The following is a 15,528-nucleotide window of genomic DNA, read 5'->3' on the forward strand; positions in this document are numbered from 1 at the left end:
TAGACTACAATAAAAATCATATTTTAGCAATAACAAATCGGAGGGAAATTTATGCAAAAATGTTTACCGCCTTAAGGTCGCATTTTCCATCCTTAAGTTTTTATAACTTACAACGTGATGTACAAATTCTTTTAGTTAAAAAATTATTTTGAAATATTTTTCGGAGAAAAATATGAATCTTAAAAACCTTCTTAAAATTAGTTTCCTGCTTGTTTTCCTTGTTGGATTCTTTACAAGCTACTCACAAGCGCAAACTACAAGATACTTGAACGTGACAGATGGTGACGATCAGTATGATGGAACCAATCCTACGCACACAGGAGGTCTGGTTGGTCCGAAAAGAACAATATCTGATTGCTATGCCAAGTTTGATGATGGCACCATCGTAATGACTGCTGCTGGTGAATATTACAAGGATCAATCAGGAATTGGCGGTGGTAACGATGCCGATGGTCTCCAATTAGCCGGAACCAAGAGCATGAGGTTTATCATTCAAACCTATAATTTGTCTAACGTTTTATATCTTGACGGCGGAAACGGCGTTAACCGAGATTTAACAATTGATGTTTCGGCAGGTAAAACAATTACTTTCGAAGCCGAAAACCCCGGCGTTCAAAGTGTTAGTACTGCTTTAGGTCCATTAGCAACTGCTGCTGGAATGTTGGGTTATAATAAAATTGATTTACAAAGTGGCAGTCTAAGCCTTGTAAGTTTAGCAAGCTTTGATGTTGCCGCTTCTATCGTTAATATCGAAAGAACAGATGGTAGTTTAACCGGTACGTTTGCATATAGTGCTGCTGCCAGAATTTTTACTTATAATGGTGCAGTAACTCCACAGGTTACCGGCGGCGAATTACCAAACACAATAGCTGGTGGAAGCATTATTAGTACACGTGGCGGTGGCACATCGTTAACTGTTGCCAATGCACCATTTATTACTTTTACTACCGGCGGTGTTATTCAAAATAACGGTGCTGGTGCTGTAACTTTTAGTGGACAAGTTGCTGTTTCTAATAATGCAGGAGCCTTAACTCGGATACTAAATAGTTTAAATGGAACGATGACTTTCAACAACAATGTAACATTTACACTTCAGACTGGTAATTTTAATCCAGCTGCTGGACCAGTTGTTGAAAACGCTACAAATGGTACTTTAACGTTCTTACAAACATTAAGCTTTGTTGATTCTAAAACAACGGCGGGTCCTGGTGATCACTTAGCTTTCGTTCAAAATACAGATAACGGTACTATAAATGTTTCAGTTGTAACCTCTACTTCTGGTGGTCTTACTGCTACTCCAGAAAGAGTATGGGTTAGTTTTATTAATGATGCAACTGGTCCTGGTGCCGGCGCAGGTGTTATGAACGTTGGTAATTCTTCTACCGCTTCAAATATCAGTATGGATTTAATTAATGATAATGGCGGTACAGTTAATTTACTTGGTGACTTAACTGTTGGTACAGTACCTTCAGCTGGTCCTTCTCAGGGAAGGTTATCAAATGCTAATGCTACATCTTTGATTGCCGTAAATGGCAACACTCTTAAATTAGCTTTAGATGTAGCTGCAGGTTCTCATAACAATTTAGGCTCTGTTACAACAACTGCAATTGGAGTTGGATTGGTTGACTTTACAAATACTACTAACTTAATTACAGTTAATGGTAATGGTACATGGCCAAATATACGTACAGGCGGCGGCGCCGTTACATTTTTGGCTTCTACACAATTTAATGGTAATGTTACTGTTAATGGAACTGGTAACTTAATTCTTACGGCTGCAACATCTATTGCTGGTTCGCTATTTATTCAGAACAATGGTAATGCTACTTTAACAGCATTAACAACTCTAAGTGGCAACCTTACAATGTCTGGTGCAGGCGATGCTATTTTTAATGCAGGTACTAATGCTACAATACAGGGTAGTGTTACTATGTCTGGTAACGGTGCTTTGTTACAATCCATTCTTGCTCCTCAATCAATGCAAATAAATGGAACTGTTAATATTAGTAATGCGGGTTCAATTTTTGAATTACGCGGTGACGTAATTGTATTTGGTGTATTTACAGAAACTAATGGTACTGTTAGGTTTACAGGTTCTCCTGTACTTAATATGAAAAATAATTTCTTTAGAACTACCGGTCAATTTGGTGTAAATGCTGGACTTGTTTACAATGGAACATTACAGTTTAGTTCCGGCGGACAAGGACAAGTTTTATCTGGTGGTCCTAACTTTAAAGTTGATAACTTAGTAGTTAGTTCTGTTGGTACTGGCGTTAGTTTAGTAAACGGTTCTGTTGAGGTTATTACTACCGCTACTATAAATGCCAATACTACAATGGCTCTTGGTACATTAAATATAAGAATGGTTGGTCAAGCTGGTGTGTTTACAAATGGTGGACAATATACTGCTACCGGAGGCGGTGGAGTTATATTTGAAGATCCTTCAGTTGGTGCTGTTCCACAAATGCAAAAAATTGGTGGAACTGGTATTTATTCTAACGTAGAAGTTAGAATGGCTGATGAAACACATACAGTAGATGTTTCTGCTGCTACAGTGGTAACATTATCGGGTGTATTGCAATTAACCCGTGGTGGAATAAATATTCCAACCCCTGCTGAGTTCTTTAATTTAAGCATAGTGATTGTTCCAGTGCCAACAATTAAGATGAACTTAAATGATACTGGTGTTGCTGGAACAGATGGAAAACCATTTGTTGGCATCCCAGCTAATTTCAATACAACAAATGTTTCTTACGATCTTGAATACTTTGGAAACCTGACTGCTACTACTCCAACTCCTCCAGTTGGAACAGAATTCCAGGTTAACAGAGTAAGAAATCTTACTATCGGTTCTTTAATAAGTGCCGGTCAATATGTACAAAATACAACAACCAAAACTATCTCTGGTAGTTTAAATGTTGTACCAGGTGCAAGATTTCATTTGAATGGCGGCAATTTAATAGCCAATGGAACTGCTTATGCAAATCAAATTGGCGGCTTGGTTTCTTCTGCTGCAAACACTGATATCCTTATCTTAACAGGTAATGGAAGCACGACTGGCGGAAGCGGTGTTGCCCAGGTTGAAAACATGCAGATTAATTCGGCTGCTGGTGTTAATGATGTAACCGATTTAAAGGTTATTGGTAAAGATGTTGCTGGCTATCGATTATTAGTAACTGCTGGTACTGTAAACCTTGGAATGAAAACAACTGCTGGTAACCCTGGCGACATTTTGAATTACATTCAGAATGGTGGTGTTGTAACATTAACAAACAATGTTGAATTCCCACTTGCTGCAATTCAAGGATTTTCTTTAACTGCTGGTACTTTTGATTTCGCCAACTTTAACGTTTGGTGGAGCGATGATGGTCTATTCTCAGCTACTGGTGGTGCATTTGCTGCTACCGGTGTTACTGATAAAGGTTACTTACAATTCCGTACTTCAGCAAGTATTAATACAAGCGGTATTTTAGTACCCCGTATTCATATTGATCCTCTTAAGGATGGTGGAATTGTAACCACAATGACCGGCAATACCGGTGTTAGTCAACAATTGATTGTTGGTAATACTGATGCAACTGCTGGTACATTTACAAGTCAATTGGATTTGAACGGAAATACATTCGAAAATAAAGGAACAATTTGGTACCATATTACTAACCAAAATTATGGTACAACCGGTACAATGCAAATTACTGGTCCTGTTACCCTAACAATGTTTGGTGCTGCTGGTACAGGTGGTTCAGTTGATGATTATGGTACAGTGGTTAATCCTGTTGTACCAAATTTAGTAGTTGCAAACGCAGCTAATACTTTTACATTAATTGGACAAACAGATGCTGACGGTGATAGAATGTTAGTAGTTCCTGGTGCATTTACTTTCACCAGTGGTACTGTAAATCTTAATAGTTATGATATTGAATTAACTGGTACTGGAGGTACGGAGTTTGTCTATACTTCTGGTTCATTCCTGTCGATTTCTAATAAAGGTTTGGGAGTTGCCGATATAGATAATGGCGAGTTAGTATTTAATAATGCATCAGCGCAACAGATGAGTGCTGCTGCTGGATTAATTATACAAAACTTAAGAGTTGAAGGTATTGGTGGTGTAACACTTACTGGTACCGGAAACCCAATAACTGTTTCCCATAGATTTGTATTTGGAAACGGTGGATTTAGTACAGGTGCAACACCTGCTAACGATGGCCGTTTAATATTTGGTAATCAAGCCTGGATTGAAAGAAGAGACGGTGGAGCATTAAATAACGCACCAGTATTCCCAACAGTTACTACAGTTGGAGTAGACGGTGTTGATATTTATTATGCAGCAGGCGGAGCATATAATGTTGGTAAGGAAATGCCAGCAGGAACAACAAGCGTATTAAGAGATTTATTTGTTAATACCGATGTAAATGCATCAAAAGATATTACAGTAAATCGTTTATATAACTTAATAGCTGGTACATATGAAGCTATGCCAGCTGCTACAGCTTACGCTGTTAATATGGCAAGCGGTACTACTATTGATAGAGTAAACGGTTTTCTACTTGATAATAGTGTTACTGGTGGTCCTATCAGTTTAATATACTCAAATTCTGCAGTTAGAAGTACAGAAGCAACTGAATGGCCTGCTACAATAGTTGTTAATAATTTATTGGTTCATGGAAGTGCTAATTTATCTTACTTTACAACACTTACTTTAGTTAATAGAGTACGTGCTGTTGGTGATTTTACCATGAACTTAAATCTTGCAGCTACTCAATTTGACCTTAATGGCGGTACTTTGCAGGTAACAAATATAGCGAGTGCTACATTAACAAGAGGTACTTTAATCAGTAGTGCTGTAAGTACAGGTGGTGTTTACATTTTTGGTACACTTGATGTTGCTGGCAATTTAACTTCTACAGCAAATGTTACTGTAACAAATGTTAATGTTCATGCTGGAACAGCTACACTTAATGGTACTTTTAATTCTGTAGATCTTGATGGTGTTGGTCCTAATGTTTTATCAGGTGTTACAATTGCAAACATCGATCATGACGCCTCATTTGGTACTTTTAGTGGTGATGCAAATGTTGGTTTCTTAGATCCGTTAGTTCCTGGTAATGCAATATTGAATGGTGTATACACTGGCAATTTAGCTGTTGCTGGTAATACAACTGTAAATAATACTTATCAAGGTGGTACATTAAACGCTTATGGTAATTTAACCCTAACAAGTCCGTCTGGTAATTTTGGAGCTGCTGTTAATTTATTATTCAGCGGAAGAAATGACCAGAACTTTGTATTATGGACAAGTGATGGAGTTAATAATCTTACCATGAACAAAGCCCTTCAGACACCACATTCTGGAAGAGTAGTAATGCCTAATGCAGCTGCTACACTTACAGTTGGTACTTTATATTTATATGATGGTTTGTTAGTTACAAATAACAACTCAGTATTCTTAGGTACACAAATTCAAGGCTTTATACATAACCCGGCAGTTGGCAGATTCAGCCATGTTGTTGGTAATGTATCTAAATATATTCCACAGGGTTCTGGCGATCCAGTATTTGGTCCTGGTCCTACAAGATTTGAATATCCAGTAGGTTCAGATACTAATCTTACTAGACAAAGACATCCTGATTGGAGACCAGCTACAATTCAATTTAATACAGCTTATACTGCACAGGATAATATATACATTACTGTTAATCATATGGATGTATTATCTAGCGGTTTGGATGGATTACCTATTGATGATGGTACTGGCAATAGTATTGGTAGTTTTGCACCATATTATTGGAAAGTTACTTCTATGCCATACAGCTTAGGCCCAGCTCAAAAATTCGATCTTGAATTAGTTGGTACTAATATGTCAAGAAGCTTTTTGGATTATAATAAATTAAGAGCAATCCGCAGATATGATGGCAACGTTGCAGATAACAAATGGTATATGCAGGGAACTGCTTCAAATTATGCTAACTTGATGCAGTTAGATTATCCGTTACCAGGTGATACTACTATTACATTGCGTGTATTAGGTGCTTCAACTGGTACAAATGGACAAATTATTCCACAAGGTACAAGATTTACAATTGGAATTCCTTCAATTGCTCCATTCTTTGTACAACCTTATAAGAAAGGAACGGCTAATCCAGATACATCGTTAACTGTTAATGAAAACCAGGCTCTTGCATTCAATTTTATTGCAAGACAAACTGATTTATTAAGAGGTGGAATTGCATTTGCAACTGTTGGTGCTCCTGCAGGTGCAGTGTTCACAACATTAAATTCAGTTCATTCAGATAATGATACATTGGCAATGGCTTGGACTCCAACCTATACTGATGCTGGTGTATATAACTTTATTGTAAAAGCATCACTTGGTGGTATGAGTGATTCAATAAAAGTAAGAGTTACTGTAGTAAATGCTAACAGAGCTCCTGAATTTACAGCAAAGTTAGGTAATGTTTCTATAGCTAATGACAGCGTATTTACATTTAAGTATATTGCTACTGATGCTGATGCTGGTGATGTTTTAACCTACAGCTTAATCTCAGTTACACCAGCATTTGCTGGAACCAAGAGTATCAACGCAACTTCTGGAGATCTTACTTTAACTCCAGCGTTTGCAGATGCAGGTAAAACATTTTCAGTAGTTGTAAATGTTACTGATAATGTTGCAATAGTAACTGCAACACCGAACGGTCAAGTAACAGTTACATACAAGAGACTTAAAGGTGATGTTGATGGTAATGGTGCAGTTCAGGCAATAGACGCATCATTAATATTACAACATGTTGTTGGTTTAATTACTATAACAGATCCACAATCATTGTGGGCTGCTGAAGTAACTGGTGATGGAAATGTTGGTGCATTGGATGCTTCATATGTTCTATATTATGTAGTAAACGGTCATTTTCCAACATTACTGAAATCAGTTTCTGTAAATGGTGATGTTTCTTTTGGTCAATTAGAAGGTCAGGTAGGAACTGATGTTGTTAGAGTCCCGGTTAAATTATCAAATTCTAACAATGTTTTATCCGCTCAAGTTACTTTAGACATCGATAACAAATTAGTTGATGTTGAAAGTGTTAAAGGTAGCTTGCCTGAAGGATGGCAAATGTTATATAACTATGCAAATGGAAAGTTGAATATTGCTATGTGTGGTATTAGTCCATTGGCAGATGGTAATGTTGCAGTAATTGCACTAAAACTGAAAGATAAAGAAGCAAGAGTAAGTGTTTCTGGAACAAGCAATCTTAATGATGCTCTTCAGAAAAACTTGAGCGCTTTATCTGTAAGACAAATACCAGCACAATTTGAGTTAAGTCAGAATTATCCAAATCCATTTAACCCAAATACTAAAATCAAGTATTCATTGGCTTTTGATAGCAGGGTTACATTAACAATCTACAACCTTTTAGGTCAGAAAGTTAAAACCTTGTTCAATGGTCAACAAGAAGCTGGATTCTATACGATGGAATGGAACGGAACAAATGAGTACGGACAGCAAATTTCGTCAGGTATGTATATCTACAGAATTGAAGCTGGTTCATTTGTATCGACAAAGAAGATGAATCTTCTGAAGTAAAAAGTTGATTCTGAAAATAGAGCGAGGCATTTCCTATGCCTCGCTTTATAAAAAAAACTCAAAAATGATCAACAAAATTTTGCACTAAAAGAAGAGGTAATAAATGAGAAATTTCAAAATAAGTATTGTTAAGCTTCTGTTCTTAGGGATTGCAATGCTTATGCTATGGAATGGTGTAGTATCTGCACAGGTAAATGTTACCCTTCCTACAATTTCAAGGCAAGCTGGCTCACCAGATGAGTATGTTGGTATTACTGTAGGTGATTTAACGGGACTAAATGTTACTGCTTTTCAGTTTACAGTATATTACGATAAGAATATTATCGAAATAACAGAAGCGAGCACAGTAGGTCTTGCAATGACGGGAGGCACTGATCCTGTCTTTAATCCAGATATAGCAAACGGTAAAATAGTTGTTGCATGGGCAAAAGCTACTGCAATCTCTGGCGCAGGAACCTTAGTTAATTTAAAAATTCATTATAAAAGTGTTGGGGTAACTAGTTTAACTACTGTTAACCCAAATCCTCCAAATAATAATACTTTCTTATTTAATGCTGGAACACCAGCAACAAGTACTATCAATGGTCAAGTTACCATTCCAGCTATTTCAGTTAGTTTTGGTAATGTAAATGCAGCAGTTAATGATACTATTCTTATTCCTGTTATCACTACTGCATTATCTGACGGAAATAATGTTAGATCATTTGATTTTACTGCTACATTTAATAAAAATATTATTAAAATTATTGATTACGTTACTACGGGTACATTGGGTGCTGGAGGAACTGTAAGTATTAATCCTAACAATACTGCTGGAACTGTAGCGTTAGCTTGGGCTAAAGCTACAAATATTACCGGCAGTGGTGTATTAGTTTATTTGAAGGCTGTTGTATTGGCAAATGGTGTATGTAATGTTGTATTTACATCATTCCAATTTAACGCTGGATCTCCAACTGTTGCTACATTTTCCGGAACAGTTACTGCTGCATCTATAGGTATTAATGGTAAAGTTACTTATGGAAGTTCTGCAGTTCCTGTTGCTAATGTTTTAGTTTCATTAACTGCTGGTGGTGCTCCGGTTACTGCTACAACAGACGTTAATGGTAACTATTCTTTTACAAATCTTACAAGCGGTTCATACAGTGTTGCTTTTACTAAAACAACTCCATTTGGTGGAGTTAATTCTGCCGATGCTTTATTAGCAGCCAGATATTTTGCTAATTTAGTTGTATTGGATACATTACAAAAATTAGCTGGTGATGTAAATAATTCAGGTGTGGTTAATAATGGCGACGCTATGTTAATTGTTCAAAGATATGTAGAAAAGATAACAGCATTCGATAAACCTGACTGGACATTCTTTCCAGCAAACCAAAGTGTAACCATTTCTAATGCAAGTGTTGTTGTAAATGCGCAAACACTTGTTACTGGTGACATAAACAAATCTTACAATCCTGCCGGATTAAATAAAGAAGTTTCATCTATAACTTTAGTTAGCGATACAAAATCGGTGCTTCAACCAAAAGAATCGATTGAAGTTCCTATCCAAGTTGTGGGTGATTTAGAAGTTGGGGCATTATCTATAAGATTTAGTTATCCAGTTAATGTTGCAAAATTCGAAGCTATAACATTATCTGATTCAAGAATAATTGCAAAAGAAAATAATGGTATTATTTCAATTGCTTGGGCTGATTTGACTGGCGGCTCAAAACCTATGATTTTAGCTGATAAAAGTATTTTAGCTACAGTTAAATTTTCATTAAAGAATAATGTAAGTGATGGTGAAAATTTTGGATTAAGTTTAAATTCTGAAAGTGAAGTTGTTGATGCAAAAGGAAATACATTAACAATGGCAAAATTCGACGTACCTGAGTTTTCTGTATCAGTTCCAAAGGTATTCGTTTTAAATCAGAATTATCCTAATCCATTTAATCCATCAACTACTATAAATTATAGTATTCCACAAGATGGTAATGTAACAATTATCATTTACAATGTTGAAGGTCAACTTGTAAGTCAATTATTCGATGGTATGAATAATGCCGGTTCGCATAATATTACTTGGAATGCTTCAAATTTAACAAGTGGTATTTATTTTTATAAAATAAATTTTAATGGTGTAAACAGTCAATTTACTGACACAAAGAGCATGATTCTCTTGAAGTAAACTTGTTGAATTAAAGCTTGCAAGACGATAAAGTTTTGCAAGCTTTTATTAAAAATTCTGTTTAATAATTATGAGGCTATTTACATGAAAAGATTTTTAATAACCTTAAGTCTGTTATTTTTTGGACTTGCTCAAGTGTTAAGTTCCCAAAGTGTGACTGTAAGTTTACCAGATACAAATGCTACTGTTGGTGCTACATCATTAAGTTTGCCTCTTAAAGTACAGAACTTTAATAATATTGGTGCTATTAGTTTAAAATTAACATACGTGCCTTCAGTTTTGAAGTATCGTGGAAATGCTAATCTAATTCGTTCTGATATTACTGTGAATGTTGACACTATCAATGGTAAGATTTCTATTGGATGGTTTTCTCCAGATGGTGTAACCTCAATAAATATATCTGATGGAAAATTACTTGATTTGATTTTCGATTATACAAATGGTACAAGTCCACTGAACTTTATTGTTTCACAAAGTGAAATAAATAAAATATCTGGAGAACAATTAGGTGTAGTTTATACAAATGGAAAAGTTTCTAGTCCAATAAAAATTTCGTTAGATCATGTCAAGGCTTCTCCTGGAGATACAATTAAAGTTCCTTTAAGAGGATTTAACTTAGTTAATGTAGGTTCTATTTCATTAAAGATTAATTACAATCCTGCAGTAATTCAGTTTGTTGGCTTACAGAATAAAGCTGTAGACCTTACAAGTAATGTTTCTGGTAATACATTAGGACTTGGGTGGTTCAGTAGTGATAATACACCATTTAATTTATTGAATGGTATAATTGCTGATCTGGTATTTGTATATATCGATAATTCTACACCATTAGAATTCTTTACTTTTAATCAACAATCAGAATTAACCGATATTAGTAATAATACTTTGGATGTTACATACATTAATGGAAGTGTTGCTAAAGATAGATCCGTTAGCTTACCTCATCTTAAAGGTATTATAGGACATGATGTTACTTTCCCGCTTACTGTTAAAAACGTAAGAGTAGGATCTGCTTCACTGGATATTTCCTTTGATCCAAATGTCTTAACATTTAAGGACGTTATAAATTCAGTTGGTGATCAATTACAAGCTAATGTTATTAATGGTAATGTTTTAAGAATTGGTTTTACAAAAGTAAATCCAACTTTTGATACTGGGAAATTATTTGATGTTGTTTTTACATATAAAGGCGGTACATCTGCTTTGATATTTTTAAGCAACAGTGAAGTTACAGATGAATTCGGCAGTATTTATTCTGGTTTTATTTATAACAACGGAAATATTGTTGAAGATGCAAAACCAGTATTTTCCCCTGTAGAAGCGAAGACTGTTGCAGAAGGTTCACTACTTTCGTTTTCAGTTTCCGCAACTGACGCTGATGATACCTTATTAACATATCAGGCAAGTGACTTACCTATTGGAGCTACATTTGTTGATAAGACTTTTTCCTGGACTCCTGATTTTACACAAGCTGGTCCTTATTCTGTAAAATTTAAAGTATCGGATCCATTAGGAGCAGCAGATAGTATTGAAGTGACTATTACTGTTACCAATACAAATAGAGTACCTGTATTCACAAAAGAGATGAATGATACAACAGTAAATGAAGGACAGGCATTAACATTTGGATATTTAGCAACGGATCCTGATGGAGACGCATTAAAATATTCATTAGTTGCACCAGTACCAGCAGGAGCTGTAATAGATTCATTAACAGGCGCATTCAGTTGGACACCTGGCTATGATCAGGCAGGTGTACATAATGTTTCAGTAAAGGCTACAGATGGTCATTTGAGTGTTACATCAACCGTTGCACATATAACTGTTTCAAACAATAATCGTCCGCCTGTTTTTACAAATGTATTGGCTGATGTTACAATAGACCAGAATAAAGTGCTTTCATTCAAATACGAAGCCACCGATCCTGATGGCAATGTTTTGAAATTTGCTGCTGTATCTGTTCCTACGGGCGCTGCAATTGATAGCGCTGGAAACTTTACATGGACTCCAACTTATTCTCAGCAAGGTATATTTAATGTTGTTGTATCAGTTACCGATGGCGGATTTGTAATAGTCGATTCTGCTGCTGTAACTGTAAATAAAGTTAATGCTGCACCATATTTTACTGAAGTGTTAAATGATACATCACTCGCGGCTAATAACCTTCAGAAAATTATATTATTTAAGTATAAAGCAGTTGATCCAAATAATGATCCATTAACATTTTCATTTGTTGGAACTGTTCCCAACCGCATGACTATTGGATCGACCACTGGAACATTCCGTTTTACGCCAGGTTTAGATGTAATTGGTGTGCATTCTGTTATTGTTAAAGTATCAGATGGTACATTGTCAGCACAGGATACTGTTGTTATTACAGTTGTCTCTCCTGTTGATGTTAAACCTGATCCAGGTATGCCTAATGAATTTAGCTTAAAACAGAATTATCCAAATCCATTTAATCCAACTACAAAGATTAAGTTTGATGTTTCTGAAGAATCTAAGGTTGTATTAAGAGTATTTAATCTATTGGGTCAACAAGTTGCTCAATTGGTTAATGAAGTTAAGTCTGCGGGCTACTATTCCGTTGATTTCGATGCTTCTAATTTGAATTCGGGTATTTATTTATATCAGATAGAAGCTAAGAATTATAAAGTTACTAAAAAGATGGTTCTTGTTAAATAAGATATATATGTTTCTAAAAAAAAAGACCGTCGATCGAACGGTCTTTTTTTTTTGCGTATGTAAGCAAATAAAATTCCCCTTCAAGATACTTTTCAAAAAGTTTATTTGTTTTTAAAATGATTTTAAATATTTGACTTTATTTAAAATTTAGTTACATTCCAAAAGGAATTTTCAGAGATTTTTATTTTAGATAAATATATTTTTTAGGAAATAGTATCAACGTTTTAATAGAAGTTGATAAACAAAACAATTTACAAATTTAAATTAGAGAGGGAAATTATGAGAACAAAATTTCAATTTTGTATTTTTCTGTTTTTAATTTTCAGTTTTATTTTTTATGTAAGTGAAAATTCTTATGCTAAAAATAAAGACCAGAAAATTAAAATTAAAATTTCTAAAAATGAATATAAGACATTCTCTTCCAAAGCAGAGTACGAGGAAGCTTTAAAGAATGGTCTTAAACCTTATAAAGAAAGCAACAATGCCTTGTTAAAAAGCCGGGCGGGGAACCAACCATCAGTTTGCCAAATGTTAATACCTTATGATGGAAGTAGTTTTACTCAAGCGATGGGGCGTAATGATGATGGCTCTAGTGCTGAGATTCCACTTCAATTTGATTTCTCTTTTTTTGGAACTACATTTAATTCCGTATATATCAATAACAATGGTAACATTTCGTTTGGTGAACATTATGGGTCTTATGATCCTGAAGGACTTCCAAGTCCTGATTATGTGATGATATTACCTTTTTGGGCGGACGTTGACACTGAGAATCCTTTAAGTGGATTAGTTTACTATAAATCTGAAGCACACAGATTTACAGTAATTTGGAATGGGGTTGGATATTATAGTGAAAACGCAGATAAATTAAATACATTTGAGGTAATAATTTCAGATGGAACAGATCCAATTGTCGGTATAGGTAAAAATGTTGCCTTTAGTTATGGAGATATGCAATGGACAACAGGTGATGCTTCTGATGGTGTAGATGGATTTGGTGGTACAGCAGCAGCAGTTGGAGTAAACAGAGGTGATGGCGTTTTCTATTTTCAAGTAGGAAGATTCGATCATCCTGGATTTGATTATGACGGAGCATTTGGTGAAAACGATGGCGTTGATTATTTGGATGGAAAAAATTCAACGTGTTTGTCTAATACATCCTTTGTTTTTAATGCATCTGGTGCTGGAATTTTTGTAACTAGTCCTGCTGGTAATGAAGTTTGGCATGCCGGTGATCCTCAGGATATTACTTGGATTAGCACAAATATGAGTGGTGATAGGGCAGTACAAAATAATTCTAATCCTTTACAGAAAGTTAATGGCGGCGCAGCAAACTTTGTTAAAATAGAGTACAGTACAAATGGAGGATTATTCTGGATACCAATTACACAACAAACAGAAGATAATGGTTCATTTTCCTGGATAGTTCCCAGTACACCATCAGAAAATTGTTTCGTTAGAGTAAGTCAGTTTGGTAATCCTGCAATATTTGATATTAACGATTCTCCGTTTACTATTTTTTCAGATACACCACCTGCACCCGATTTTGTAGAAGTTTGGCCTGGTGATTTGAATAATGATGGAATAGTAGACAGGAATGATATCCAGACATATTATGGGAATGCTGGAAAAACAGGACCAGTAAGGGAAGTTCAATCAAATAGATGGGGAGCATATCAAGCGCCAGTATGGGAACCGATCGAGAATACATATTTAGATGCAAATGGAGATGGAGTAGTAAATGGAAGAGATCTAGCCTCGGTAAGAATGAATTGGGGAAAGACACATACAATACTTTCAAAATCAGTAGTGAAGGTAGAAGAATATAATTTGGATCAAAATTATCCAAATCCGTTCAATCCAACAACGGTAGTAGAATATGAACTACCAGAGAATAGTATAGTAAATATAAAAGTATATGATCTATTAGGACGGGAAGTAGCGACATTAGTAGAAGGAGAGGTAGAATCAGGTATGCAGATAGCAGAATGGAAGCCGGAGAATTTATCAAGCGGAATGTACATATACCGAATGACAGCCAAATCAATAGAAAGTGCAAAAACATTCACAATGATAAAGAAAATGCAGTATTTAAGATAATTTAGATAAAATATCATATACCCTAGAATGAATTAAGACCGCTGGATAAGCGGTCTTTTTTTTCTCACCACTTATTCCCCTAAAAATATTCAAATAATTTTTTCCTAAAGCACTTGCATGAATTTACAAGTTATCTTACATTAAAGATAACATATCCCATATAAGATACGTAATAAATATAAAATTTAGTCAAGAAACGAAAAAATAATCTTGATAAAGGAGCAATATAGATGTTAAAATTATATACCCATTTTTATGTTAATCGATGGGTCTCATTACTATCGATAATATTATTATTTTATATTCCAACATCAACTGATATATTTTCCCAAATTATTAATCAGGCACCAGTAGTAAATGCAGGACCAGATTTAAACATAACACTGCCGAATGCAGCAACATTAAATGGAACAGTAACAGATGATGGATTACCCAATCCACCAGCAACCACAACCAGAACGTGGACACAAACGAGTGGACCAGTAGGAGTAACATTCAGTAATCCAAATTCAGCAGTAACCACAGCAGTGTTTCCGGCAATCGGAACATATCAGTTAACATTAACAGCCAACGATGGTCAGTTATCAGCATCGGATGTAGTTATAGTAAGAACAGTAGCTGGAAGCGGACCAAATCAGGGACCAATATTAAGCGCAGGACCAGATAAAACAATAACATTACCAATCAATAGTGTACAGTTAGATGGAAGTGCCACAGATGACGGGTTACCAACACCACCAGGCGGATTGAACATAACGTGGGTACAATTAACAGGACCATTGGGAGTAACATTTTCCAATACAAAGACACCGGTAACCACAGCAACATTTCCGCAAGCAGGAACATATTTGTTAAGGTTAAGAGCAAGTGATGGAACATTAGTAAAGATAGATACAGCAAAAGTAACAGTAAATCCATCATCACCAGTGAACCAGTCGCCAGTGGTAAATGCAGGGATAGACCAGACAATAACATTACCAACCAATTCAGTAACATT

The 15,528-nt window shown here is 35.5% G+C and carries 5 protein-coding genes; all 5 read left to right on the forward strand.

Annotation, left to right across the window (positions count from 1 at the left end; genetic code table 11):
* The first annotated feature begins 172 nt into the window (after positions 1-172).
* On the forward strand, positions 173-7,579 hold the full coding sequence (locus NTX22_18455; GenBank protein ID MCX6152514.1) for a T9SS type A sorting domain-containing protein: 7,407 nt from the start codon (positions 173-175) through the stop codon (positions 7,577-7,579).
* A 103-nt stretch (positions 7,580-7,682) separates the two neighbouring features.
* Positions 7,683-9,746 carry a cohesin domain-containing protein gene (locus tag NTX22_18460; protein MCX6152515.1) on the forward strand — a complete coding sequence of 688 codons (2,064 nt, stop codon included), beginning with the start codon at positions 7,683-7,685 and terminating at the stop codon, positions 9,744-9,746.
* A gap of 84 nt (positions 9,747-9,830) precedes the next feature.
* Complete coding sequence (locus NTX22_18465; GenBank protein MCX6152516.1) at positions 9,831-12,431, forward strand: Ig-like domain-containing protein; 2,601 nt, start codon at positions 9,831-9,833, stop codon at positions 12,429-12,431.
* Positions 12,432-12,710: 279 nt separating this feature from the next.
* A complete protein-coding gene (locus NTX22_18470) occupies positions 12,711-14,531 on the forward strand; it encodes a T9SS type A sorting domain-containing protein (protein MCX6152517.1) in 1,821 nt (606 codons plus the stop codon).
* Positions 14,532-14,761: 230 nt separating this feature from the next.
* Positions 14,762-15,528 (forward strand): hypothetical protein (locus NTX22_18475; GenBank protein MCX6152518.1); only part of this gene is annotated, 767 nt, incomplete at its 3' end.

It is taken from the genome of Ignavibacteriales bacterium (assembly GCA_026390815.1).
Taxonomy (GTDB): Bacteria; Bacteroidota; Ignavibacteria; order Ignavibacteriales; family SURF-24; genus JAPLFH01.

What these genes read in the sequence shown, in the direction of transcription:
- NTX22_18460 (MCX6152515.1), top strand. Translation starts at nt 7,683, where the DNA reads ATGAGAAATTTCAAAATAAGTATTGTTAAGCTTCTGTTCTTAGGGATT.
- NTX22_18465 (MCX6152516.1), top strand. Translation starts at nt 9,831, where the DNA reads ATGAAAAGATTTTTAATAACCTTAAGTCTGTTATTTTTTGGACTTGCT.
- NTX22_18455 (MCX6152514.1), top strand. Translation starts at nt 173, where the DNA reads ATGAATCTTAAAAACCTTCTTAAAATTAGTTTCCTGCTTGTTTTCCTT.
- NTX22_18470 (MCX6152517.1), top strand. Translation starts at nt 12,711, where the DNA reads ATGAGAACAAAATTTCAATTTTGTATTTTTCTGTTTTTAATTTTCAGT.